This window comes from Marinimicrobium sp. ARAG 43.8 (assembly GCF_050113635.1).
Taxonomy (GTDB): domain Bacteria; phylum Pseudomonadota; class Gammaproteobacteria; order Pseudomonadales; family Cellvibrionaceae; genus Marinimicrobium.
This window is the reverse complement of the sequence record NZ_JBNJLT010000002.1, coordinates 202269-222842: the sequence shown is the minus strand read 5'-3', so window position 1 is coordinate 222842 and position 20574 is coordinate 202269. Positions and strand designations below refer to the sequence as shown.

At 57.1% G+C, this 20574-nt stretch carries 19 protein-coding genes; 13 read left to right on the top strand and 6 right to left on the bottom strand.

Annotated features, from left to right (window positions below; genetic code table 11):
• Positions 1-11 precede the first annotated feature (11 nt).
• From ACQCLF_RS06220 to ACQCLF_RS06210, 3 genes are read left to right on the top strand one after another with little or no spacing between them, the layout of a single operon-like run.
• On the top strand, positions 12-1415 hold the full coding sequence (locus ACQCLF_RS06220) for an MATE family efflux transporter (RefSeq protein WP_426985439.1): 1404 nt from the start codon (positions 12-14) through the stop codon (positions 1413-1415).
• Positions 1402-2619: a sensor histidine kinase gene (locus ACQCLF_RS06215; protein WP_426985438.1), complete on the top strand. Its 1218-nt coding sequence runs from the start codon at positions 1402-1404 to the stop codon at positions 2617-2619. The genes ACQCLF_RS06220 and ACQCLF_RS06215 overlap by 14 nt, the downstream gene beginning before the upstream one ends.
• A gap of 3 nt (positions 2620-2622) precedes the next feature.
• Positions 2623-3141 carry a response regulator transcription factor gene (locus tag ACQCLF_RS06210; RefSeq protein ID WP_426985437.1) on the top strand — a complete coding sequence of 173 codons (519 nt, stop codon included), beginning with the start codon at positions 2623-2625 and terminating at the stop codon, positions 3139-3141.
• Positions 3142-3238: 97 nt separating this feature from the next.
• On the opposite strand, the gene ACQCLF_RS06205 is transcribed toward ACQCLF_RS06210, so the two are convergent.
• Positions 3239-3712: a hypothetical protein gene (locus ACQCLF_RS06205; RefSeq protein ID WP_426985436.1), complete on the bottom strand. Its 474-nt coding sequence runs from the start codon at positions 3710-3712 to the stop codon at positions 3239-3241.
• 255 nt (positions 3713-3967) lie between these two features.
• Here ACQCLF_RS06205 and ACQCLF_RS06200 point away from each other — a divergent pair, with 255 nt between their 5' ends.
• The 5 genes from ACQCLF_RS06200 to ACQCLF_RS06180 all read left to right on the top strand — a co-directional run bounded on the left by ACQCLF_RS06200 (position 3968) and on the right by ACQCLF_RS06180 (position 9992).
• Positions 3968-4273 carry a PepSY domain-containing protein gene (locus tag ACQCLF_RS06200; RefSeq protein WP_426985771.1) on the top strand — a complete coding sequence of 102 codons (306 nt, stop codon included), beginning with the start codon at positions 3968-3970 and terminating at the stop codon, positions 4271-4273.
• Positions 4270-4941, top strand: coding sequence for a winged helix-turn-helix domain-containing protein (locus ACQCLF_RS06195; RefSeq protein ID WP_426985435.1), 672 nt, complete (start codon positions 4270-4272; stop codon positions 4939-4941). Before ACQCLF_RS06200 ends, ACQCLF_RS06195 begins: the two co-directional genes overlap by 4 nt.
• On the top strand, positions 4938-6302 hold the full coding sequence (locus tag ACQCLF_RS06190) for a sensor histidine kinase (RefSeq protein WP_426985434.1): 1365 nt from the start codon (positions 4938-4940) through the stop codon (positions 6300-6302). The genes ACQCLF_RS06195 and ACQCLF_RS06190 overlap by 4 nt, the downstream gene beginning before the upstream one ends.
• A gap of 63 nt (positions 6303-6365) precedes the next feature.
• Positions 6366-8306 carry a sensor histidine kinase gene (locus ACQCLF_RS06185; protein ID WP_426985433.1) on the top strand — a complete coding sequence of 647 codons (1941 nt, stop codon included), beginning with the start codon at positions 6366-6368 and terminating at the stop codon, positions 8304-8306.
• A 108-nt stretch (positions 8307-8414) separates the two neighbouring features.
• Complete coding sequence (locus ACQCLF_RS06180; protein WP_426985432.1) at positions 8415-9992, top strand: peptide chain release factor 3; 1578 nt, start codon at positions 8415-8417, stop codon at positions 9990-9992.
• Here the strand turns inward: ACQCLF_RS06180 and ACQCLF_RS06175 are convergent, their stop codons facing one another.
• Positions 9993-11114, bottom strand: coding sequence for a TonB family protein (locus tag ACQCLF_RS06175; protein ID WP_426985431.1), 1122 nt, complete (start codon positions 11112-11114; stop codon positions 9993-9995).
• A 400-nt stretch (positions 11115-11514) separates the two neighbouring features.
• Here ACQCLF_RS06175 and ACQCLF_RS06170 point away from each other — a divergent pair, with 400 nt between their 5' ends.
• The 3 genes from ACQCLF_RS06170 (at position 11515) to ACQCLF_RS06160 (ending at position 13736) form a co-directional block, all read left to right on the top strand.
• Positions 11515-12150 carry a cyclic nucleotide-binding domain-containing protein gene (locus ACQCLF_RS06170; RefSeq protein WP_426985430.1) on the top strand — a complete coding sequence of 212 codons (636 nt, stop codon included), beginning with the start codon at positions 11515-11517 and terminating at the stop codon, positions 12148-12150.
• A gap of 136 nt (positions 12151-12286) precedes the next feature.
• Complete coding sequence (locus ACQCLF_RS06165; RefSeq protein ID WP_426985429.1) at positions 12287-12964, top strand: flagellar brake protein; 678 nt, start codon at positions 12287-12289, stop codon at positions 12962-12964.
• A gap of 64 nt (positions 12965-13028) precedes the next feature.
• Positions 13029-13736: a hypothetical protein gene (locus tag ACQCLF_RS06160; RefSeq protein ID WP_426985428.1), complete on the top strand. Its 708-nt coding sequence runs from the start codon at positions 13029-13031 to the stop codon at positions 13734-13736.
• Between the two features lie 44 nt (positions 13737-13780).
• Here ACQCLF_RS06160 and ACQCLF_RS06155 read toward each other — a convergent pair whose 3' ends face one another.
• The gene (locus tag ACQCLF_RS06155) at positions 13781-14581 is read right to left on the bottom strand and encodes a hypothetical protein (RefSeq protein WP_426985427.1); all 801 of its coding nucleotides are present in this window, start codon (positions 14579-14581) and stop codon (positions 13781-13783) included.
• Between the two features lie 294 nt (positions 14582-14875).
• Between ACQCLF_RS06155 and dinB the strand changes: the two genes are divergently transcribed.
• Together dinB and ACQCLF_RS06145 are read left to right on the top strand one after the other, a co-directional pair.
• The gene (gene dinB, locus ACQCLF_RS06150; protein WP_426985426.1) at positions 14876-15934 is read left to right on the top strand and encodes a DNA polymerase IV; all 1059 of its coding nucleotides are present in this window, start codon (positions 14876-14878) and stop codon (positions 15932-15934) included.
• 170 nt (positions 15935-16104) lie between these two features.
• A complete protein-coding gene (locus tag ACQCLF_RS06145) occupies positions 16105-16530 on the top strand; it encodes an ExbD/TolR family protein (RefSeq protein ID WP_426985425.1) in 426 nt (141 codons plus the stop codon).
• A 123-nt stretch (positions 16531-16653) separates the two neighbouring features.
• Here the strand turns inward: ACQCLF_RS06145 and ACQCLF_RS06140 are convergent, their stop codons facing one another.
• From ACQCLF_RS06140 to ACQCLF_RS06130, 3 genes are all read right to left on the bottom strand, one after another.
• The gene (locus ACQCLF_RS06140; protein ID WP_426985424.1) at positions 16654-17931 is read right to left on the bottom strand and encodes an aminotransferase class I/II-fold pyridoxal phosphate-dependent enzyme; all 1278 of its coding nucleotides are present in this window, start codon (positions 17929-17931) and stop codon (positions 16654-16656) included.
• 111 nt (positions 17932-18042) lie between these two features.
• Positions 18043-19932 (bottom strand): M48 family metallopeptidase, encoded by a 1890-nt coding sequence (locus tag ACQCLF_RS06135; protein ID WP_426985423.1) that lies wholly within the window; start codon positions 19930-19932, stop codon positions 18043-18045.
• Between the two features lie 15 nt (positions 19933-19947).
• Positions 19948-20547, bottom strand: a complete 600-nt coding sequence (locus tag ACQCLF_RS06130) for a LemA family protein (protein ID WP_426985422.1) — start codon at positions 20545-20547, stop codon at positions 19948-19950.
• Positions 20548-20574: the final 27 nt, after the last annotated feature.

Below are 20574 nucleotides of genomic sequence, written 5' to 3'. Positions count from 1 at the left end.
GCTGGGAGTTTATGGCGCGACCACTGACAGCAACGCTTACTGAAGGGTCCGTAGCGGGGCAACTGCGCACTCTGGCCATCCCTATGGTGTGGGGGTTGCTGGCCACCATGTCGTTCAATGTGGTGGATACCTTTTATGTGGCTCAGCTCGGCAACCAGCCTTTGGCGGCCATGAGCTTTACCTTTCCCGTCGTGCTCACCATTACCAGCCTGGGTATTGGGCTGGGCGCTGGAACGTCGTCCGCGATTTCCCGGGCCATTGGCGAGGGGGATTCAAACAGTGCGAGGCGACTGGCCACCGACGCGATCAGCTTGACCTTCCTGATTTCTGCCACCATGTGTCTGCTCGGCTGGCTGTTTCTCGATCCCTTGTTTTCACTGCTCGGTGCGACGCCGGACCTGCTGCCGCTGATTCGTGATTATATGTCTATCTGGTTTATCAGTGCCCCGTTCCTGATGGTGCCGATGGTGTGTTTGTCGGCGTTGCGGGCCCTGGGCCTGAGCCAGATTCAGGGCTATTTGATGGGGGCGGCGGCGCTGTTCAATGCGTTGCTTGATCCACTGCTGATTTTTGGGCTTTGGGGCTTTCCGGCGCTGGAATTGCAGGGTGCGGCGTTGGCAACGCTGATCACTCGAGTGCTGACCTTTCTGGTGGCGTTTTACATTCTGGCGGCGCGGGTGCACCTGCTGACCTATCCGTGGGTGGCTTGGCATGCGTTAAGCCGTTCCTGGAAAACCATTGTGCATGTCGGTGTCCCGGCCATGGTGGCCAACGTGATTGTGCCGCTGGCGACCGCGGTGGTGACCCTGATGGTGGCGCGGTACGGCACTGATGCCGTTGCAGGACTCGGTGTGGCGATGCGCATTGAGCCGTTGATGTTGATCGCCTTCTATGCGCTCTCGGGGGTTATCGGCCCGTTTTTTGGCCAGAATTTTGGGGCCGGACAGCCGGATCGGCTGGCGCGGGCGCTGTCCGTACTGACGCGCTTCAGTCTCGGTTTCGGGCTGCTGGTGGCCGTGTTGCTGTGGTGGTTTGGTGGCGCCCTGGCCAGTTTGTTCAGCGAGCATGACGATGTGCTGAAAGTGGCGGCGTTTTATTTGGCGGTGGTGCCCTTCAGTTACGGGGCCTATGGGCTCGTGATGGCTGTGAATGCGGCGTTCAATGGCCTGGGTCGACCGCTGCCGGCCATGGCGCTCTCGGCGGGTAGAGTGGTGTATGTCTTTTTACCCTTGGCTTTGATCGGGCAATGGTGGCTCGGACTGGAGGGTATTTTCATCGCCACAGCGCTCTCCAACGTGTTAGTAGGGCTGTGGGCCTGGTGGTGGCTGCGTCATTATGTACGAATAATTCAGGAGAAAGGCCTCAGGCAGAGTAACACTCCGGTATTAATGGAGGCGACCCATGACAGTCAATGACCGGCCTCCTGAGCTGTACCTGCAATGGGTGCGATGGTTACTGGCCGCCGCCTTATCACTGGTGATTGGTGCAGAGGCGCTTATCGGTAATACGTCACCGCAACAGGGTTGGCTGGTTCTGTGGTGCGCCGTGTGGTTGGTACAGCTTCTCTCTTATGTGCCCTGGCCACGGGTGGACCACCATCGGCTGGCGGTGCATCTCTTGTTGGATATTTTATTGTGGAACGGTGTGGTGTGGCTGACCGGCGGTGCCACCAACCCGTTTGCGGCCTTGTTGCTGATTCCGCTGGTCCTGGCGTTTTTGCTGTTACCGCCCCGTTGGGCGGCCGGTCTGTTGTTGGTGAGCATCACCGGTCAACTCGTGCAACTGGTGGCGATTCCGGATATGCACGCTGGTGCTCACGGTATGGATCGCCATTTCGAGGCCATGGTGATTGGTTTTGTGATTGCGGCGGTGTTGATGGCCGTGACGCTGTTGTATCTTCGGCGACAGCTACACCAGCGTGATCAGGACATCCAGCAACTGCGCGAGGCGCAGTTACGCGATGAGCAGTTGTTGGCCGTCGGTACCGCCGCCGCGCAATTGACCCATGAAATGGCAACGCCTGTTCAATCTGTCCGGCTGCTGATGGATGAGATGGAGGTGGGGTTGAATGAGTCCTCCCGAGCGGCGACGGAGATCGAGCGCGAGATGATCCGCCAGCAATTGGATCGTATGCAGAGCTTGCTGTCGGATTGGCGGCTCATTGCGGAAGATGTCCGTGAGCGGCGTTTGCAACCGTTGTCTGTAAAAGCATTGTTGCAGTCAGTGCGGGATCTGTTGCTGATTACCCGCCCAGGAGAGCAGGTAATGTGGGCGGTACAGTCGGCGCTGGGCGACATCCAGGTGCGGGCGGATCGCACGTTGATTCCGGCGATTTTAAGCCTTTTGCACAATGCACTGGATGCGGACGGTCAAGTCAAGGCGAAAAGCCACATTAACGGCGACGTGTGGCAATTGGTGATCGATAACGATGGTCGCTCGCTGGCCCCGGAGCTACAAGCGAGGCTCGGTGCGGAATTTGTGGCCAGCGATACCGGTTTCGGCGTGGGCGCATTGGTCAGCTACGCCACGCTGGAGCGCTTCGGTGGGCGGGTGTATTGGAGCGGGGACGAGCGCGGAACGCGAACCTTGCTGGAATTGCCGATAGACAAGAGTGCATGAGTGATGAGCCATTTGCTGTTGATTGATGATGACCCAGTGTTCCGGGACCTGATGGCCCGGCGATTGGCTCGTGAGGGTTTGCAAGTGACGGCCTGTGCCAACCTGGAAGAAGCCGAGTCAGAGGCGGTGGCGCCAGTGGAACTGATTCTGCTGGACTTGATGTTGGGCGAAGAAACGGGTCTAGCCGCTATTGAGCCGCTGAATAGACGGTTTCAACCGCGCCAACTGGTGGTGTTGACGGGCTACGCCAGTATCGCCACCACGGTGGAAGCCATGAAGCGCGGCGCTACCAACTATCTCGCCAAACCGGTGGATATGGGTCATTTGCTGGCGGTGTTGACCGGCGAGGCCACTTACTCGGCGGATGAGCAGACCAGGCACACCTCCCCGGCAGAGTTAGAGTGGGAACACATTCAACGCGTGTTGCTGGCGCACGAGGGCAATATTTCACTCACGGCTCGCGCGCTCGGCATGCATCGCCGAACGTTGCAGAGAAAACTGAAAAAGCATTCACCGTTCTAGGGAAATTGTTAAAAGGAAGATCGTTAAAAAGAGAGCGGCCTCTGGGCGAGGCCGCTAATGCTGGAGGGAGTTTGAATCGGTAGCGGTTCGCTCACCGTTAGTCGAGATCTTCTTTCACCGGCTCCATGTTGCCCTGTTCATAATCGAGTTCCAGCTCGCGGCCATTGGTATGGCGGCCCTCAATTTCGACCGATCCGCGTTTGTTCATTTTGATTTCCTCGATCTGATCCAGGCCGCGCTCAGACGCTGCATTGAGGTATTCCATCGTCTGGTCGGCGCTTAATCCCCAGGGGCCTCCGTTGCGTTTGTGGCGCTCCTCTTTGTGAATCGTGCCATCGGGATTAATTTCCAGCTCGACGTACCACTGCTCGTCCAGCCAGCCTTCCACTTCTGCAAAATCATTGGGGTCGTCGTCCAGCTCAATGCTGTGGAAGTGTGTAATGCCGTACTCGGTACCCACGTCCAACGCCCGTTTCACATCGTCCTGGGTGCCGGCCGCGAGCGCCAGAGAGCTTGCCATGGAAGTGGTAACGAACGTACCAATAAGGGCTGCACTGATCATCTTTTTCATGGTTCATCTCCTGTCTTTCGACATAAAGTTAATCATCAGACGCTGAGCCAGTAAGACGTGTTTTGCTACAGCGTTGGAACCATCCTACAAAAGTCAGGCTTACCGTAGCGTGAGCGTTTTGTTCATGGTCTGTTCATGTTGGCTTTGTGATAATGTGAGGTGTGACATTTTCAATTCCTTGCCCGAAACCTGCTTATGAAAACCGACAATCGATTCCGTGTGATATTCTCGATAGGCGGAGCGCTTTTGAGCGCGGTGCTGATGGCCTGTTGGTTGGGGGCGCTGCCCGCAACGGCGGACGACGATCAGGATTGGTTGCGGCTGCACGAGGAAGTCCAAGAGGGCAGAATCAAACCTTTGAGTGAGATTCTGGACCAGCTCGCCGAGGATTATGTGGGACAGGTGATTGATGTGGATCTGGATGATGAAGACGGCATCAGAGTGTATGAAGTCGAACTGCTCGGCCCGCAGGGCCAGGTGGTGGAATTCGAGATCAATGCCGTCACCGGCGAGCTGTTGAGTATCGAAGGCAGCAACATTAAAGGGATGGAGCGTCGATGAAAGTGCTCTTGGTTGAGGACGATGCACCGCTGGCCGAGGGGCTCGCCACGGCTTTGCAGGAGTCGGGCTTGCTGGTGGAGTCGGTAGCGACGGGTCGCGAGGCGGATTTTCTGATGAGCACCGAAGCGTACGATGCGGTGGTGCTGGATCTGGGCCTGCCTGATGGCAGTGGAATCCAATGGTTGTCGGCCTGGCGGGAACAGGGCATTGATCTCCCGGTGCTGATTCTGACCGCCAGGGAGCGCTGGTCGGATAAAGCCGCGGGCTTCTCCGCCGGTGCGGATGACTATGTGGTCAAGCCGTTCGAAACCGCCGAAATTTTGTTTCGTTTGCGGGCGTTGATGCGCCGCGCCCACGGTCACGCGCACCCAGTGATCGCCGTGGGCGATGTATCGCTGGATACACACAATGCGCAAGTCACCCGGGCAGGGCTTCCGGTGTCGCTTACCGCTCAGGAATTTCGCCTGCTTTCCCGGCTCATGCATGCGGCCCCCCGCATTGTCAGTCGCACCGAGCTGGCGGAGCATGTCTATGATCGCGACCAGGAGCCAGACTCGAATGTGATTGATGTGCAAGTCAGCCGCTTGCGCCGCAAGCTGGGTAACGAGGTGATCGAAACCGTACGAGGGCAGGGATATCGAATGGTGGTGGAGCCCCGCGAGCCATGAAAGCGGGATTCCTGTATTCAATGCCCATTGCCACCCGAATGGTGGTGACGGCTCTGATTATAGTGATAGTGATATTGCCTCTCGCCGGGGGGCTGCTGTTCTGGAATCTTCGCGGTGCGGTGAATTCGGCGTTTAACGAACGATTGGAATCGCTGTTAAATGTCGTCATAGCCGGTATCAGTTACGATCAGACCCAGAACCATCTCGGGCGCCAGCGGCAGTTGGGTGACCCTCGCTTTGATCGGGTTTTCTCCGGTTGGTACTGGCAGGTTCGGGACGATGGCGATCGGGTGCTGACCTCTCGTTCCCTGTGGGACCAACGCTTGCCGCACGCTCATGACGCCGGTCTGACGTTTCGTGATATTGCCGGGCCTCGCGAAGAGCCTTTGCGGTTGGCTGAACGCGATATCCGGTTGCCGGGTCTGGGGGAAACGCTACACGTGTCCGTTGCGGCTGACCTGACGGAGGTCGATGCCCAGGTGGCGCGATTTGGGCAATTGCTGGCAATTTCTCTGGTAACACTGGGCGCGTTGTTGCTGCTGCTGATCTGGCTGCAAGTGCGCTGGGGGCTGGCGCCCTTGCGTCGTATTGAACGCAGTCTGCGGGCCGTGGAGCAAGGTGCGTTGCCGTATCTGGATACGCGCTTGCCAGAAGAGCTGGCTCGTCTGGCTTCGGCCATCAATACCGTGCTGGAACGGGATCAACATTTGATTGAGCGCGGGCGCACGGCTGCTGGCAATCTTGCCCACGCCTTGAAAACCCCGCTGGCGGTACTGACGACCTTGGCGGAGCGTCTTCCTGAAGAGTCGCGCGCGGGAGTGGAGGCGGAATTGCGCCGCCTGGACGAAGCCGTGCGTCATCATCTGGCCCGCGCCTCTGCGGCGGGGCCGGTCTCTTTGGGGCGAACACTGGATCTGGTGGCGACTCTGGAGCCCGTGGTAACCGGCGTTGCACGCCTGGCCGAGCGCCGGGGGTTACGCTTTACTGTAAGCGCGGACCCGGCGGCACGCTTGAATGTAGACCCTCAGGATCTCCAGGAAATGGTGGGGAACCTGTTGGAAAATGCGGTGAACTGGGCCCATGGCAAAGTAGAACTGAATTACTCCATGAACGGGAGCTTGGTGACGCTGACGGTATTGGACGATGGCCCGGGGATGTCTCAGGAAGAAGCGCGTGAGGCGCTCAATCGCGGTATGCGGCTGGATCAAAACCGTTCGGGGTCAGGGCTGGGATTGGCAATTGTGCAAGACTTGGTCACGCTGTATGGTGGGAGCCTGACGCTGCACCGTGCGACTCAGGAAGGACTCGAAGTGACGGTGACCTTGCCGGTGCCACCGGCTGCGCCGCGTCGTGTGCGATAGCCTTTCTCCTGCTCGTTTGTTAATGGCGATTTTACCTGAGCTTTTTTCATGTCGCGATGCCTAATGCCCGCCCGACGGTTGGTTGTTCAGCGGTTACTGCTGATGGTTTGCTTCCTGCTGACGTTACCGTTTGCGGGACAGGAGGCGTGGGCGCAACGCTTACTGGGGGAGGATTTCCCCTTTCAGTGGTATGAGGATCAGAAGGCCGCCCTGACGCTTGACGAATTTCTCGAAGTGCCCGCCTCTGAACTGACAGCCCGCAGCGTCCCCCTCTCTCTGGGTTACACGACATCGGCACTGTGGATTCGTTTCTCTCTGCCAGCTCGTTATTTCGAGTCTGGCGAACAATGGCTGGAACTGGGACCTAACTTTGTGGACCACTTGTCATTGTTTTTTCGTCCCCAAGGGACAGACTTACCGTGGCAGCGTCGTTCCGCCGGCGACCTGGTACCGGTCGCCAGCGGTGATATCGATTACCGCTTCCCTGTGTTTGTGATACCGCCGTTGCCCTCGGGCAGTGAGGGTTATGATCTGGTGCTGCGTGTGCAAAGCAGCAGTGCCGTGTTGGCCAATGCTACGCTCTGGTCTCCGGCCACATTTTCCTCGCACGCCGCAGGCAGCACCGCATTTTGGAGTTTTTACTTTGGGCTGGCCGCCGTTTCCAGCGGTTTGGCACTGCTGCTGGCGCTTATTTTGCGGCGTCGTTTGTTGTGGTCCATTAGCCTGTTTTCGTTGAGTTATATGCTGGTGGCCTGTATCCAGGGGTTTGTCGACTGGTTGATGGGTCCTTCTTCCTGGAACCTCCAACATCATTTGACCAGTGTATTGACGCTCCTGGCCTATGCAAGCTTGCTGTGGATGAGTGCGGAAGCACTGGGCTTAAAAGAATACTCGCCAAAGGCATACACCGGTGTGATGGTCGGGTTCTGGTTGATCATTGGCTTGCAGATCAGTATTCCCCTGAATGTCTATGGGACAGCCATTGAGTTACAAACCCTCATCTCCACGATTACCGCTCTTGTGTTCACTGGAGGAGCGCTTCGGTTTTGGTGGCTTAAACGACCTGGTGTGATTTATCTTTTGCTGGGGCTGGCGCCGCTGTTTTACGTGTTTGCCGCTACCATGGCATTGCTGTCCCTGTTTGGTCTCATTCCGTACTCCAACGCTATTTATGGTATTTGGCAGTACATACTCATGGTGAACATGGTGGCGGTTCTGGCTTTGGCGGTGTATCGAATATGGGAAGAGAATCGGCTCGCCAAAGAGAAGCATCAACTGACACGCGAGTTACAGGTTGAGCGGGAAGCCAGTTTTCATCAGCGCCAGTTTATTGGCATGGTCTCTCACGAGTTCCGTACGCCACTGGCGATTGTGTCCAGTGCACTCGCTAATCTGAAGTTGATGCCACGGATGAATGTGGATCAGCGGCATTTGCGGTACGATAAGATTCAGAGGGCGACTGACCGGCTGGTGCAGCTCACCGATAATTGTCTGGCCGATGCCCGCCTGTCAGCCGACAAACTGTATGTTGACCGGCAGAATGTGAATTTGCCCGATCTGACCCGGGAGGCCGCCCAGCTGGCGGGCAGCATCGGCGCCGATAATGACGCCCGCCTGTATTTGACGGTCAACGGTGGTGAACCGGATGGCCAGGAACCCCTTCGCCTTTCAGCGGATGCGGGATTACTGCGCATCGCGATTTCCAATCTTCTGGATAATGCGGTGAAGTATTCCGGTGAGGGCCAGATTCTTGTGGATGTCTCGCAGCGATCAGGCGCACTTGTGGTCAGTGTTACGGATCAGGGCACGGGAATTGATCCCGAGCAAGCGCCGTTTGTTTTTGACCGCTACCGCCGCGCGAGCGCGCCGATGAACAAATCTGGAGGTGCCGGCCTGGGGCTTCACGTCGCCCGCCAGATTGCGTTAGCCCATGGTGGTGACCTGGCGCTAGTGGAGAACTCCCCACAAGGCTGTCGGTTCGAGCTGACACTGCCACAAGCTTAAGCCATCGTTGGGTTAGAGTCTGCGAAATCCAGTGGCCCGTGCTAGAATTCGTCAAATTTTCCGCGCCCTCCGTTCTGGCGGGCGGGTAATGTCAGTGTCAGAGGCCCCATGAGTTCGCTCCCCCAGGAAATTGCCAAGCGTCGTACCTTCGCTATTATCAGCCACCCGGATGCGGGTAAGACCACTATTACCGAGAAACTGTTGCTGCTGGGCAGCGCTATCCAGCAGGCTGGTTCAGTCAAAGGCAAGCGCGGCCCACACGCCAAGTCCGACTGGATGACGATGGAGCAGGAACGGGGCATTTCCGTTACCTCATCGGTGATGCAGTTTCCCTATCGGGAGCGAATGGTCAATTTGCTGGATACACCGGGGCACGAGGACTTTTCAGAAGATACTTACCGCACGCTCACGGCGGTGGACTCGGTATTGATGGTGCTTGATGGCGCCAAAGGGGTGGAAGACCGAACCATTAAACTCATGGATGTGTGTCGGCTGCGCGACACTCCTATCCTGGCGTTTGTGAATAAGCTGGACCGTGAAGCGCGCGACCCGGTGGATCTGCTGGATGAAATTGAATCGGTGCTCAATATTACCGCCGCCCCCATCAATTGGCCACTCGGGATGGGGCAGGATTTCAAAGGTGTGTATGACCTCTATAGCGATACCATCCACGTTTACCACAAAGGGCAGGGCAATGTGCTGCCGGAAGATACTCGAATAAACGGCCTGAACAGTCCGGAAGCGGCCGCCTTGCTGGGTGATGACCTGGAAGACGTTCGTGAGCAGATTGAATTTGTACGGGGGGCAACGTCGCCCTTTGATGTGGAAGAATACCTGGCGGGGCGGATGACCCCTGTCTTCTTCGGTACGGCATTGGGGAATTTCGGGGTTCGCGAAATGCTGGACCATTTTGTGGACTGGGCACCTGCACCGCTGTCCCGGCCGACGCATGACCGGGACGTTCAGCCCGTGGAAGAAAAACTGTCCGGTTTTGTCTTCAAGATCCAGGCGAATATGGACCCGAAGCACCGGGACCGCATCGCCTTCATGCGTATTTGCTCCGGCACGTACCGGCAGGGCATGAAAATGAAGCATGTGCGACTGGGTAAGGATGTGAAAATCGCAGATGCAGTCACTTTCATGGCGGGCGATCGCAGTGCAGTGGATGAGGCGATTGCCGGCGATATTATCGGATTGCACAACCACGGCACTATCCAGATTGGGGATACCTTTACGGAGGGAGAAAATCTCAAATTCACCGGCATCCCCCACTTTGCGCCCGAACTGTTTCGGCGCATACGTCTGAAAGACCCGTTGAAGACCAAGCAATTGCAAAAAGGTTTGCAGCAATTGGCGGAAGAGGGGTCCACCCAGGTATTTTTCCCACTCAACAGCAACGATATCGTGGTTGGGGCGGTCGGTGTTTTGCAGTTCGAGGTGGTGGCCTATCGACTGAAGGACGAATATAAAGTCGAGGCGATCTACGAGCCGGTGAACGTGGCGACGGCCCGCTGGGCCGAGTGTGAGGATCCCAAAAAACTGGAAGAGTTCAAGCGTAAATGCGGAGACAATCTGGCGCTGGATGGTGGGGGCCACCTCACGTACCTGGCCCCCACTCGCGTTAACTTGTCATTGACCGAGGAACGCTACCCGGATGTTAAGCTCCGCGCCACCCGGGAGCATTAATCAGTCCGGCAACAAAAACGTAAACGGTACCGAGAACTCATAGATATCGCCGCGAATGATATCCGGCACTGAGGGGAAGGGAGCCGCTGCTTCGATAGCGCGGACCGCCTCGCGGTTGAGCATGGAATGCTCGGACTCTTCCATCATTTCCATGCTTTGGATGCGACCCTGGCGATTGATGACCACCGCCACCCGGATTTCCCCCTCTTGCCCGCGCTGCATCGCGCGGCGGGGGTAGGCTGTGTTGCTGAGAATGCCCCGCAACAAGTCCGAGAAGTACACCTGTTGTGCACGCAGGGACTCTGCGGTCAACAAAGGTTCATCGTCTTCATCCTCCTCCTCTGCCACCGTTGTAGGCGGTGGTGCTGGCGCCGGTTCGGGTTCAGGCTCTGGTTCCGGTTGAGGTTGTGGCGCGGGGGTAGGCTCCGGTTCTGGCTCGGGTTCCGGTTCCGGCTCTGGGGCAGGTTCGACCCTGGCCTGGGGTATGTCCAGAGCGGTAACGAGTGGAGCGCCGTTGCCGGGCAGTGGGCGAGGAGCCGAGGGGGGCTCCTCTGGCTCAGTTTCTGGTTCCTGCCACTGCGCTACGGCATCAATGCGTTCCGCCGTGGGTTCGATGGCTTCGAAGCGGGAGCGCAAGTCCGATGAGATATCGTTGGGAGATAACAGGTTGTTGCGAAAGGTAGAAGACAGAGGAACGCTACCAACCCAGGCGCGTGCCAGCAGATTGAAAAACTGATCGTCTTCAATCACCCCTAGTTCCACACCGTTCACCCCGACGGCCACGCCATTATCGGGTGCCAGGGCAATGGTGATAATATCTCCCTTTTCCAGCCGGTCTGCGAACAGGTTGGAAAAGGCCACCATGTTATCGGCCTGGGCGGCAAAGACACTGCCGCTGTTATTGATCGACACCCCTTCAATCCACATGCGGCTGAAACGCCTGGCCGGAATACCGCTCTCAGCCGTTATGCGCAACTCCATGCGCTTGGCGCCGCTGCTGTTCAGAACCCGGTCAGCGCTGTCGGTGGTGGACTCCAGGTACAGTGCACCAATAAAGCTTTCGTGTCCCAGTTCCTGATGTGACGCCAACCCGTTAAGGCTGGAGGCCGCCTGGACACTCATGATGAATCCTGCCCACAGAGAGGCGGTTAAAAAAGAAATGACTGAGGCTTTGTACATAAGCTAATCCCACTTCAGCATCATTATTTTTCAGTCGGGCGGTTGTTGTCACTATCGCGGTGGCGGTACCCAGCGTACTGCACTGGGGCCACGGCCCGTACCCTGACGGTCAATCATACAATAATTAGCCTGGTAATGTACCTTTGTCGGATCGACTGTCGGATCGACGGTGCCTACGGGCGATATAGTCTTTGTGGAAAGTGTTAATTAAGGGCGCAGGTCTCAACTTGATGGCGTAGCGGTTGTCACAGTCCGCGGGGCAGCGCTATGATTCAAGGGAATTTGCCGCGAGCTCGGGCCAGGGCGGCGGTGAACCCGATAATAAAAGCTGAAATGGTCCCTTATGGAAACCAAACCGCTGTCCAGGCTGCCTCGAGAGAGTATCGAGCGCTGGTTGTTGACGATACCGTTTTACAAACAGGTTCAGCAGCAGGATATCGCTCAGTTCGAGTGGTTGCTGAGTGAAGCGCGTGTGTTGTCCTACTCTCCAGGTGAAGTGGTATTGATGCGGGGCGAGCGAGACCAGCAGTTGTATTTTCTGTTGCGCGGGGAGTTGGAAGTCTATGCCAACGCCGCTGCACGTGGGCAGCCGATCAATCGTATCACCCCGGGTGAGGTGTTTGGTGAGTTGGCGATGTTAACGGGGCGAGAGCGAACCGCCACGTTAATCGCCCCGGAGAATGGTCGGCAAGCCGTGGTTCTTAGCGCAGACTTTTCGCACTTTGCGGACCTGTTTGATCATTATCCAGTGACCCTTGCCAGTAAACTGACCTACTATCGCAACACGGTCCACAGCCTCCGCTGGAAACTGGAGGTGTACCGGGCTCAGAACCCGCTGCACAGCTTTGCCAACCGGCACCGGCAAATCAAGTTGTTCAACGGCCCTAGAGACACAGAGGAGGAGCTGCTGGCGTTACACGCCCAGGCGGAGGCTCTGGCACGCCTCCTGCTCGAATGGAACGGCGAATTTGGTGGTTGAGTATTGGTCGGTGGAGTCTCAGCCCGTGGAGACTCAGAGTCGATGAATCGATGATAGCGCCAGTGAATTTGCTATCATGAGGCCAAAGAAGCCGTTTCCCAACGGTACAGACTGATACCAGCTACCTTGTGAATTTATGACGTTTGATGATCTGAAACTTCATCCGGGCTACGCTCTACAGCTAGAGGTGCAGACGAGTTCCGGAATGTCTGAGCGCTACCCCTGCCGGTTTCTCGGCGCTATTCCGGGGCGTGCGCTTATGCTGACCATCCCTCGAATCAATGGGCGTTTCCTGCGGCTGCGGCCTGGACAGCAAGTGGTAGCGCGTATGGTGGTCTCGAATGGAGCCGCCGTATTCTCCTGTCAGGTGGAAGCCCAAACCACTGAGCCTTATCCGCTGCTGCATCTCACTTACCCCAGTGAGGTCGGCTTCAAAGGTATCCGTCAGTCCACCCGGGTTGAGGTTGAGCTTCCGGTTCAAGTGGTCAATCGCAGCAGCCTGAGCAATGAAGTATTGGAGGCTCGCATCACCGATATCAGTTTGTCGGGCGCTCGCCTGGAGTTTGATCAGGTGGCGGGAGGCAATGGAGACCAGCTGACGCTTACCGGTCAGGTCGAGGTGGCGGAAATCTACCGGTCATTGTCCCTGACGGCGGTGATTCGATCACGAGTGGAGCGCAGCACTCAGGAGGTCAAGCAGAAAATGCCCGTGGTCTACGGGGTGGAATTCACTGAAAACGATGAGGACAGCCGGCTGTTGCTGGCGGCGTATGTCTATGCCCAGATTGCCCAGGAACAGCTGCCTAAAGCGTAATCCCCCTCGCCTTATTATACTCCTGGTGTGGCTGTTCGCAGCTACGCCGGCCGATGTGTTGGGCGTGGATGATGCATTGTTGGACAAGCTCTGGTTGCCCTCGTCTTATCTACGCCATTTACCCCGCCTTTATGATGCAGCACGAGAAGTGGAAGCCTGGTCAGCGTGCGATGAATTGCTGGAGGGCACCTCTCTCCTGGATCAAACCCGTCTTGAACACCCGGTTTTCAGGTTTGTCTGCCGCGATGAAGCCGGACGAACGTTCAGTCTGGTAGTGGATGGCCCGACTTTGCAAAAAGTGGACGAAACCCGACCCGAAGGGCTGGTGTCGTTTGATCAATTAGAAAAAGAGCAGGCCGAAATCGATGCCGAAGAGCGTGAGCGGCAAGCCAGATTGGCGCAAAGGGATGCGCTGCAGGCGCAGGTGTGGGCCTCTGAAAAGGAGCGTCGCGAATGGATCGAATGGTGGGAAGTGGAAAATGAGCGCCGCGAGCGGTTGTGGGAGCAGTGTGTGGTGGCGCTGCGAGAGCGAGTGGGCAACATGCAGGCGCTGGAGTGGCTGAACAGCGCTCGCCCGGAGCCCGCCGTGCTAGAAACCCCCTCATTGGATTATCATCCGCCGTTGTCCTACACCGTGGATTTTAACGCTGAGAACTATCAGGGCGAGCCGTTATTTTACCGGGCGGTTTGCATGAAATCCGAAGATGGCGTGACGTTGGATATTGGTGCGCGGGATCAAACCGCGGGTGCTAATAAACGGAAAGCCCAATAAAAAAGGGCCCCGAAGGACCCTTTTTTGACACTGCCAGCGCAGACTTACGCGGTGGTAGCAGCTTTCTTACGTGGGCGACCGCGACGGGCAGGTGCCTTTTTAGCGGCTGACTTCTTGGCCGTACGCTTCTTGGCGACTGCTTTTTTAGCGGTGCTCTTTTTGGCAGTGGCTTTTTTGGCCGTCGGCTTCTTCGCGGCAGTTTTGCGAGTAGAGGCTTTTTTGGTGGCGGTTTTCTTGCTGCTGGATTTAGCTTTAGCGGCCGCCTTTTTCGTTTTGGCCTTGGCTTTAGCGGCGGCTTTCTTAGCCGCAGCTTTTTGACGGGCGGCGGCCTTCTTGGCAGCGGCTTTGGCGCGCGCGGCTTCTTTCCTGGCTTTTACCTTCGCTTTGGCAGCGGCTTTCTTAGCGGCGGCCTTGGCTTTGGCGGCTTCTTTGCGAGCGGCGGCTTTCTGAACTTTCGCCATGGAAGCTTCGGCTTTGGCGATGGCCTTGTCATGCTCGTCAGCCAGTTTGTTGGAGGCTTTGATTTCCGCCAGCAGCTGCTTGGCGGTAGCCAGTTCCGCTTTTACTTTGTTGTGGACGGTTTGAGCAGAAGCCAGTGCGGCTTTGGCGGCTTCGGCTTGACGGGCTGCAGCGGCGGTTTTCTTTTTGCGGGCGGCGGCCAGCTTGGTCCGGGAGGACTTCACTTTGGTGGCAGCTTTGGTGGCTTCTTTATTCAGAGCCGTTACCGTTTTTTGAGCGTCGGCTTCCTGTTGGGTGCGGGCTTTCTTCAGTTGCGCCTTCAGGGTGTCCAAGTCTTTTTCCAGTTGCGCGACCGCGTCAACGGATTTGGTTTTGCGTGCAGCCATGGTGTGCTTCCTTTATCTTTTTGGAAGAGAAAAAATACAATGAGTGGAAAAGTGAAATACAAACAGGTAGTAAATTAAAACTTTGTGATAAAAATTCAAGTTTTTTATTGCGAATTTCCCCAAAAACAGCACTTTTTTTATAAAAAACAAACGATTTGCTCTTTTTTTTGCGTTTGAAGCATAGCCTCCAGGCCACCTCGATTATTTTCGAAGCCAGTGCCAATGGTCAGTCACACATCGAACAGACTCCTTTTTCTGTATATAATTACAGGTAAAGAATGTGGGGAGTGCCCGGTGCGAAAGATTATTCATTGCGACGCTGACTGTTTTTTTGCCGCGATTGAAATGCGCGATGATCCGTCTTTACGTCATCGGCCCATGGCCGTGGGTGGTGGGGCTGACAGACGTGGTGTTATTTCCACTTGTAATTACGAAGCGCGTCGCTATGGCGTGCGTTCGGCGATGGCATCGGCCTACGCGAAACGCCTTTGTCCGGATCTGTTGATTGTTCCCCACCGTATGGAGGCTTATCGCGAGGCGTCTTTGACGATGCGGCATGTGTTTTATGATTTCTCTGATCGGGTGGAACCTTTGTCTCTGGATGAGGCCTATCTGGATGTGACCGATAGCGATCACTGTCAGGGCAGCGCTACGCGCATGGCCGAGGCCATTCGGGAGCGCATCCGGGAGACACTGGGCATTACCGTGTCCGCCGGAGTGGCACCGAATAAGTTTCTGGCCAAGGTGGCCAGTGACTGGCGGAAACCCGATGGGCTTTTCGTGGTGACCCCGGATCAAGTAGCCGATTTCGTGCGCACCTTGCCGGTCACCCGTGTGCCCGGTGTGGGCCGTGCCACGGCCCAGCGCCTGGCCGAGCTGGGGGTAAAAACCTGCGGAGATCTGAGGGCGTTTGATGTTTTCGCGCTCAGTGAACGCTTCGGGGCGTTTGGAGCGCGCTTGCACCACTTGAGCCACGGGCGGGATGAGCGGGAAGTGACGGTCAGCCGTCGACGAAAATCATTGAGCGTGGAGCACACTTTTGCCCAGGATTTGCCGGACTTACCGCACTGCCTGGGCCAGATTCCGGGTTTACTACAGTCCCTGGGGTTGCGGCTGAGGCGGGTGGATGGAGATTACCGCGTGGTAAAGACGTTTGTGAAGCTCAAGTTCGATGACTTTACGGCCACGACTCTGGAGCGGGCCGGAACGTCGATCAATGCCGCCGTTTATCGGGGGCTTTGTGAAGAAGCGTTTGCCCGGGGCAATCGACCGGTCCGATTGTTGGGCCTGGGCGTTCGATTTGTGGATTTGCGAGAAGATCAGGCTTTTTTTCAGCTGGATCTATTCGAGTAAGAAGGGGCGCCGTTGGAGTGGGCATAATCACCCAAAATGGCGCAGTAATCATTGTTTTGGCGAGAAAGCATTGGTCATTTGGTCATAAAAGCTGTTAGTATTCGGGTCTGTTTTCCGGGCATCTGTCCCAGATAGCCCGGTGATGTCAGATAACAACGGGAGTAAGTGCGGTGAGAAGAAAGAAGAGCCGTAGCGGTGAAGATAGTAACGATATCGATTTGACCCCCATGCTGGACGTGGTGTTCATCATGCTGATCTTCTTCATTGTGACGGCGTCGTTCGTCAAAGAAGTCGGCCTCAACACGAATGTGCCTGAGGAGAATGATCAGCCGCCACCAGAGAATGCCGACCCCAATATCGTGGTGGACATTCGCCAGGACAATCAGGTGTGGATTGAAAACCGCCGGGTGGACGCCCGGGCGATCCGCTCCAATATCGAGCGGATGCGGGCGGAGCTGCCGGAAGCCACAGTGATTATCCGCGCTCATGACCGGTCAGACGCTTCTGTATACGTGTCAGTGGCAGATGCTGCAAGGGCGGCTAACGCACCCGGTGTGGTATTGGTGCCAATGCCTGAGGAAACACGGGCTCGTTAGAGCCGGTTGCGCTGCGGCATAAAAAAACCACCGGTGAAAACCGGTGGTTTTTTTATGCAGGTCCGTTTGTCATTTTGCCTCTTTCCAGCCATCCATGGCTGCTCGTCCGTTAGCGCTGTGTTGTCATACGCCCAGTTGTGCGCGCACTGAGGCAAGCTTCACGCACACCACAAACACCTTCATGGCGCCCTTCACTTCTTCCACACTGGGTACGGAGGGAGCGATGCGGATGTTGCAATCCCGAGGGTCTTCGCCGTAGGGAAAAGTAGCTCCCGCTGGAGTGAGCTTTACACCGGCTTCCGCGGCCAGGCGAACCGTGTCTTTTGCACAGCCGGGACGGGTATCGAACGACACGAAATAGCCGCCTTTCGGTTCCTGCCACTGCCCGAGATCGGTGCCGCTGAATGCCCCATTGAGGGCTTCCAGTACCGCCGCGAATCGCGGTTTCAGCAGTTCGGCGTGCCCCTGCATATGCTTCATCAATGCCGCACGATCTGGCAGGAAACGGCTGTGGCGAATTTGATTGACTTTGTCCGGTCCGATGGTGCAGCTGCCCAGGAACTGCTTGAAGCCCTTGAGGTTGGCTTCGCTGGCGTTTACAAACGCTACCCCCGCTCCAGCGTGAGTGATCTTGGAGGTGGAGGCGAACTGGATAACCGAGTCCTCGGTGCCATTTTGCTGGCAGGCTTTCATGACGCACGCCAGCTCCGGCGGATTATCGACCAGATCGTGCACCGCATAGGCGTTGTCCCAGAATACCCGGAAGTTTGACCCGGCCACTTTCCCGAGCGCGGCGATGCGCTCAACCGTATCGTCGCTGTAGACAACGCCGGTAGGGTTGGAGTACTTGGGGACGCACCACATGCCTTTAATGCGCGGGTCGTCTTTGACGAGCGCCTCGACTTTATCCATGTCCGGGCCAGTGTCGGTCATCGGAACGGGGATCATGTCGATACCGAGCTGCTCGCACACTGTGTGGTGGCGATCATAGCCGGGAACGGGGCACAGGAACTTCACCTGGCCTTCGTTTTTCCAGGCACTCTCGGGGCCGCTCAAGCCGAACTGGTGAGCGGTTAACATCATCTGGAACATCAGCGTCAGGCTGCTGTTGCCGCCCACCAGGACATTGGCCGGGTTGACTCCCATCAGGTCGGCACCCAGCTGTTTGGCTTCAGGGAGCCCGTCCAGGCCGCCATAGTTGCGGGTATCTGTGCCGTCTTCGGCTTTGTAGTGGCCGTTCAGGATACCGTCCAACGCATCCGAAAGACTCAGTTGTTCGGGGGAGGGCTTGCCGCGAGTCAGGTCCAGGCTGAGCTTCTGGTCGACAATGGCCTGATATTGCTCGGCCAGTTCGGATTCCCACTGTCGCAATTGTTCTTGTGTCGCTTGATCCAGTTGCAAGGTTGCTACCTCAATGGTTGGTGGGCGAAAGGTCCATTATAACTGTTGGGCGGCCAGGATTTAACCGGCTTTATGGCGTGGCTGTTAGGTTATTGGGTCGTTGGAAGCGAATTACCGGGTGTCTGGAACGTTTAGCGGTGGCACAGGGCAGTCCAGAGCATCGGCCAGCGTCCGGTACAGCTCCGTTTCCGATGTGGTGATGAGTTTGTCGGCGACCAGGCATTGGTGCAGCGCTTTGAGCAGTTTGGGCTTGCTCAGTGGCTGCAGGTGTCGCAGGCGCTCCACGGCCTGGTCGAGTTGATCGAACGATAGCTCGTGTCGGGACAGCATCGGGCGTGTTTCTTCGAGTGCCTGTGCGCCGGCTTCATAGGCTGAAGTCGCTCTGGCACCACTGATCAGCGCGGCGACCGAGAGCAGGGTGCGCGCTTCGTCCCGGCAAAACTTCAATTGCAGCCGCTGCGTAACGACCGGTTTTGGATTCAAGTGCGTCTGGGCCAGGCGGCAGACAATCCACTCACTTAAGACAATGCGCTGATCGGCACGGGCCAGTTGATCCAGTAGTGTCAGATAGTCCTTTTTTTGGGGCTCGGATAACGCCGTCAGCGAGGGCAGGGACAATTCAATCAATGGCAGGCGGTGGCTGGGCTGGGTTTGTTCGGCCAGCTCGATAACCGGGGTCAACTGGGCAAGCGTGGGGGCGTCCCATTGTTGCTGCAGGATGTGCCATTGCATTTCGCGATCCGAAGGAGTGCGGCTCAACAATAAACCCGCGAGAACGCCTCGCGCGGAAAAGGGTTCCTGTGCGGCTTCCCGCAATGCAGTGGGAATTTGGTCGAGCAACTCGCGGGCCTGGTGGAGACTCTCCGCGCTTATAACGCCGCTTAACACAGCCTGGATGCGTTCCCGCTGGCTGTCACCGCGATGCTCGGATGACGATGGTGTTTCTGCCGTTGGAGATTGAGTTTCGGCGTTTTTGGAAGGGGTGGGGAAGCGACCGTCCCATTGGGGCCACACGCGACGGATGCGCGCTTCCAGAGGAGGGTGAGTGGCCATTAGGCGGTGGAATCGCACACGGACGCCTTCTCCAAAATACATGTGGCTAAACTCAGATGCGTCGGCAGCCTGCAGGCGAGACCCGTTTGTGTGGCCGCCAATTTTCAGCAACGCGCCGCTGATACCCTCCGGGTTGCGGGTGTACTGCACGGCCGATGCGTCGGCCAGGAATTCTCGCTGCCGACTGACTGCGGCCTTGATCCAGCGCCCGAAAAACGTCCCCACGGCACCGAGCAGGATCAGCCCGAGGCCCGCCAATGCCAATTGCCCCCCTTGAGCGTTTTTTCGGGAGCGAGGCAGGCTCCCGGAACGCAATAACAGCTCTCCGAGCAGGCCGATCAGCAGTATGCCGTTAAGAATAGCCACCAGCCGAAGGTTGAGACGCATATCGCCGTTCAGGATGTGGCTGAATTCGTGGGCGATCACTCCCTGTAATTCTTCGCGATTTAACGTGTGGAGAGCTCCTTTCGTAATCCCGATGACAGCGTCATGTGTTCCGTGGCCGGCAGCAAAGGCGTTAATACCCGGTTCGTCCATTAGGTAGACTGGCGGCACTGGCGTACCGGAGGCAATCGCCATTTCTTCCACAATATTCAACAGGCGCCGCTGCTCGGGCAGACTGGTGTTACCGGGTATACGCTGCCCGCCCAGCGCTTCGGCGACCGCCTGGCCGCCGGAGCGCAGCTGCAACCATTTCACGGCGGCTCCCGTTAACACCATCAGCACGATAAATACCGCGATCAGCGCAAATGGCTGCCAGCCGTGATAGTAGTACAGTGCCACCCAAAAACTCTGCCCGCTTTCCAGCAGGAAAGGCTTGAACCCGGCGGTCGCTACCGCAAATACCAGAATGGTGGTGGCGATGATGGCAGTGACCGCCAGGGTCAGCAACAGCACCAGCCGGCGCGTGTTACGCCGGGCCAACTCCTGCTGCTCAAAAAAATCCATGGGAAGACGGGTGTGTTAACGAAAAGACACGTTGGGCGCTTCCTGAATGGCTTCCCGGTCCTGGAACTCCAATAGCGCGGCGTCTTCTTTGTGGCCGAGCAGTCCGGCAATGGCGACGGGAGGAAAGCTTTGTTTGTAGGTGTTGTAGGTCATCACGGAGTCGTTGAAAGCCTGCCGGGCGAACGCCACTTTGTTTTCGGTGCTGGTCAGCTCTTCGCTCAGTTGCATCATGTTGCCGGAGGCTTTCAGGTCGGGGTAGGCCTCCATGACCAGATTGAGACGGCCGAGGGCTCCGCCGAGCGCCTGCTCTGCACCGCCGAGCTGGGCCATTGCCTGGGGATCACCGGGTGCGGAGCGAGCGGCGTTCAAACCGGCCATGGCCTGGTTTCTGGCTTCGGTAACGGCTTGCAGGGTTTCGCGCTCGTGACTGAGGTAGCCCTTAGCAGTTTCCACCAGATTAGGAATCAGGTCGTAGCGGCGCTTCAGTTGTACATCGATTTGGGCAAATGCGTTTTGGTAGCGGTTTTTCAACGTGACCAGGCGGTTATAGACACTGATCAGGTAAATGACCACCAACCCGGTGATCACGAGAATGATAAGCGTGGATAAGTCCATAGCAAGATCCTTGGTTATTAGGCCGAC

Bases quoted from the DNA above. Each gene is read 5' to 3' on its own strand.
- ACQCLF_RS06205 (WP_426985436.1), bottom strand. From the start codon at position 3,712: ATGAAAAAGATGATCAGTGCAGCCCTTATTGGTACGTTCGTTACCACT.
- ACQCLF_RS06195 (WP_426985435.1), top strand. From the start codon at position 4,270: ATGAAAGTGCTCTTGGTTGAGGACGATGCACCGCTGGCCGAGGGGCTC.
- ACQCLF_RS06130 (WP_426985422.1), bottom strand. From the start codon at position 20,547: ATGGACTTATCCACGCTTATCATTCTCGTGATCACCGGGTTGGTGGTC.
- ACQCLF_RS06155 (WP_426985427.1), bottom strand. From the start codon at position 14,581: ATGGCTGCACGCAAAACCAAATCCGTTGACGCGGTCGCGCAACTGGAA.
- ACQCLF_RS06170 (WP_426985430.1), top strand. From the start codon at position 11,515: ATGGAAACCAAACCGCTGTCCAGGCTGCCTCGAGAGAGTATCGAGCGC.
- ACQCLF_RS06175 (WP_426985431.1), bottom strand. From the start codon at position 11,114: ATGAGTGTCCAGGCGGCCTCCAGCCTTAACGGGTTGGCGTCACATCAG.
- ACQCLF_RS06135 (WP_426985423.1), bottom strand. From the start codon at position 19,932: ATGGATTTTTTTGAGCAGCAGGAGTTGGCCCGGCGTAACACGCGCCGG.
- ACQCLF_RS06215 (WP_426985438.1), top strand. From the start codon at position 1,402: ATGACAGTCAATGACCGGCCTCCTGAGCTGTACCTGCAATGGGTGCGA.
- ACQCLF_RS06190 (WP_426985434.1), top strand. From the start codon at position 4,938: ATGAAAGCGGGATTCCTGTATTCAATGCCCATTGCCACCCGAATGGTG.
- ACQCLF_RS06165 (WP_426985429.1), top strand. From the start codon at position 12,287: ATGACGTTTGATGATCTGAAACTTCATCCGGGCTACGCTCTACAGCTA.
- ACQCLF_RS06185 (WP_426985433.1), top strand. From the start codon at position 6,366: ATGCCCGCCCGACGGTTGGTTGTTCAGCGGTTACTGCTGATGGTTTGC.
- ACQCLF_RS06210 (WP_426985437.1), top strand. From the start codon at position 2,623: ATGAGCCATTTGCTGTTGATTGATGATGACCCAGTGTTCCGGGACCTG.
- ACQCLF_RS06180 (WP_426985432.1), top strand. From the start codon at position 8,415: ATGAGTTCGCTCCCCCAGGAAATTGCCAAGCGTCGTACCTTCGCTATT.
- ACQCLF_RS06220 (WP_426985439.1), top strand. From the start codon at position 12: ATGGCGCGACCACTGACAGCAACGCTTACTGAAGGGTCCGTAGCGGGG.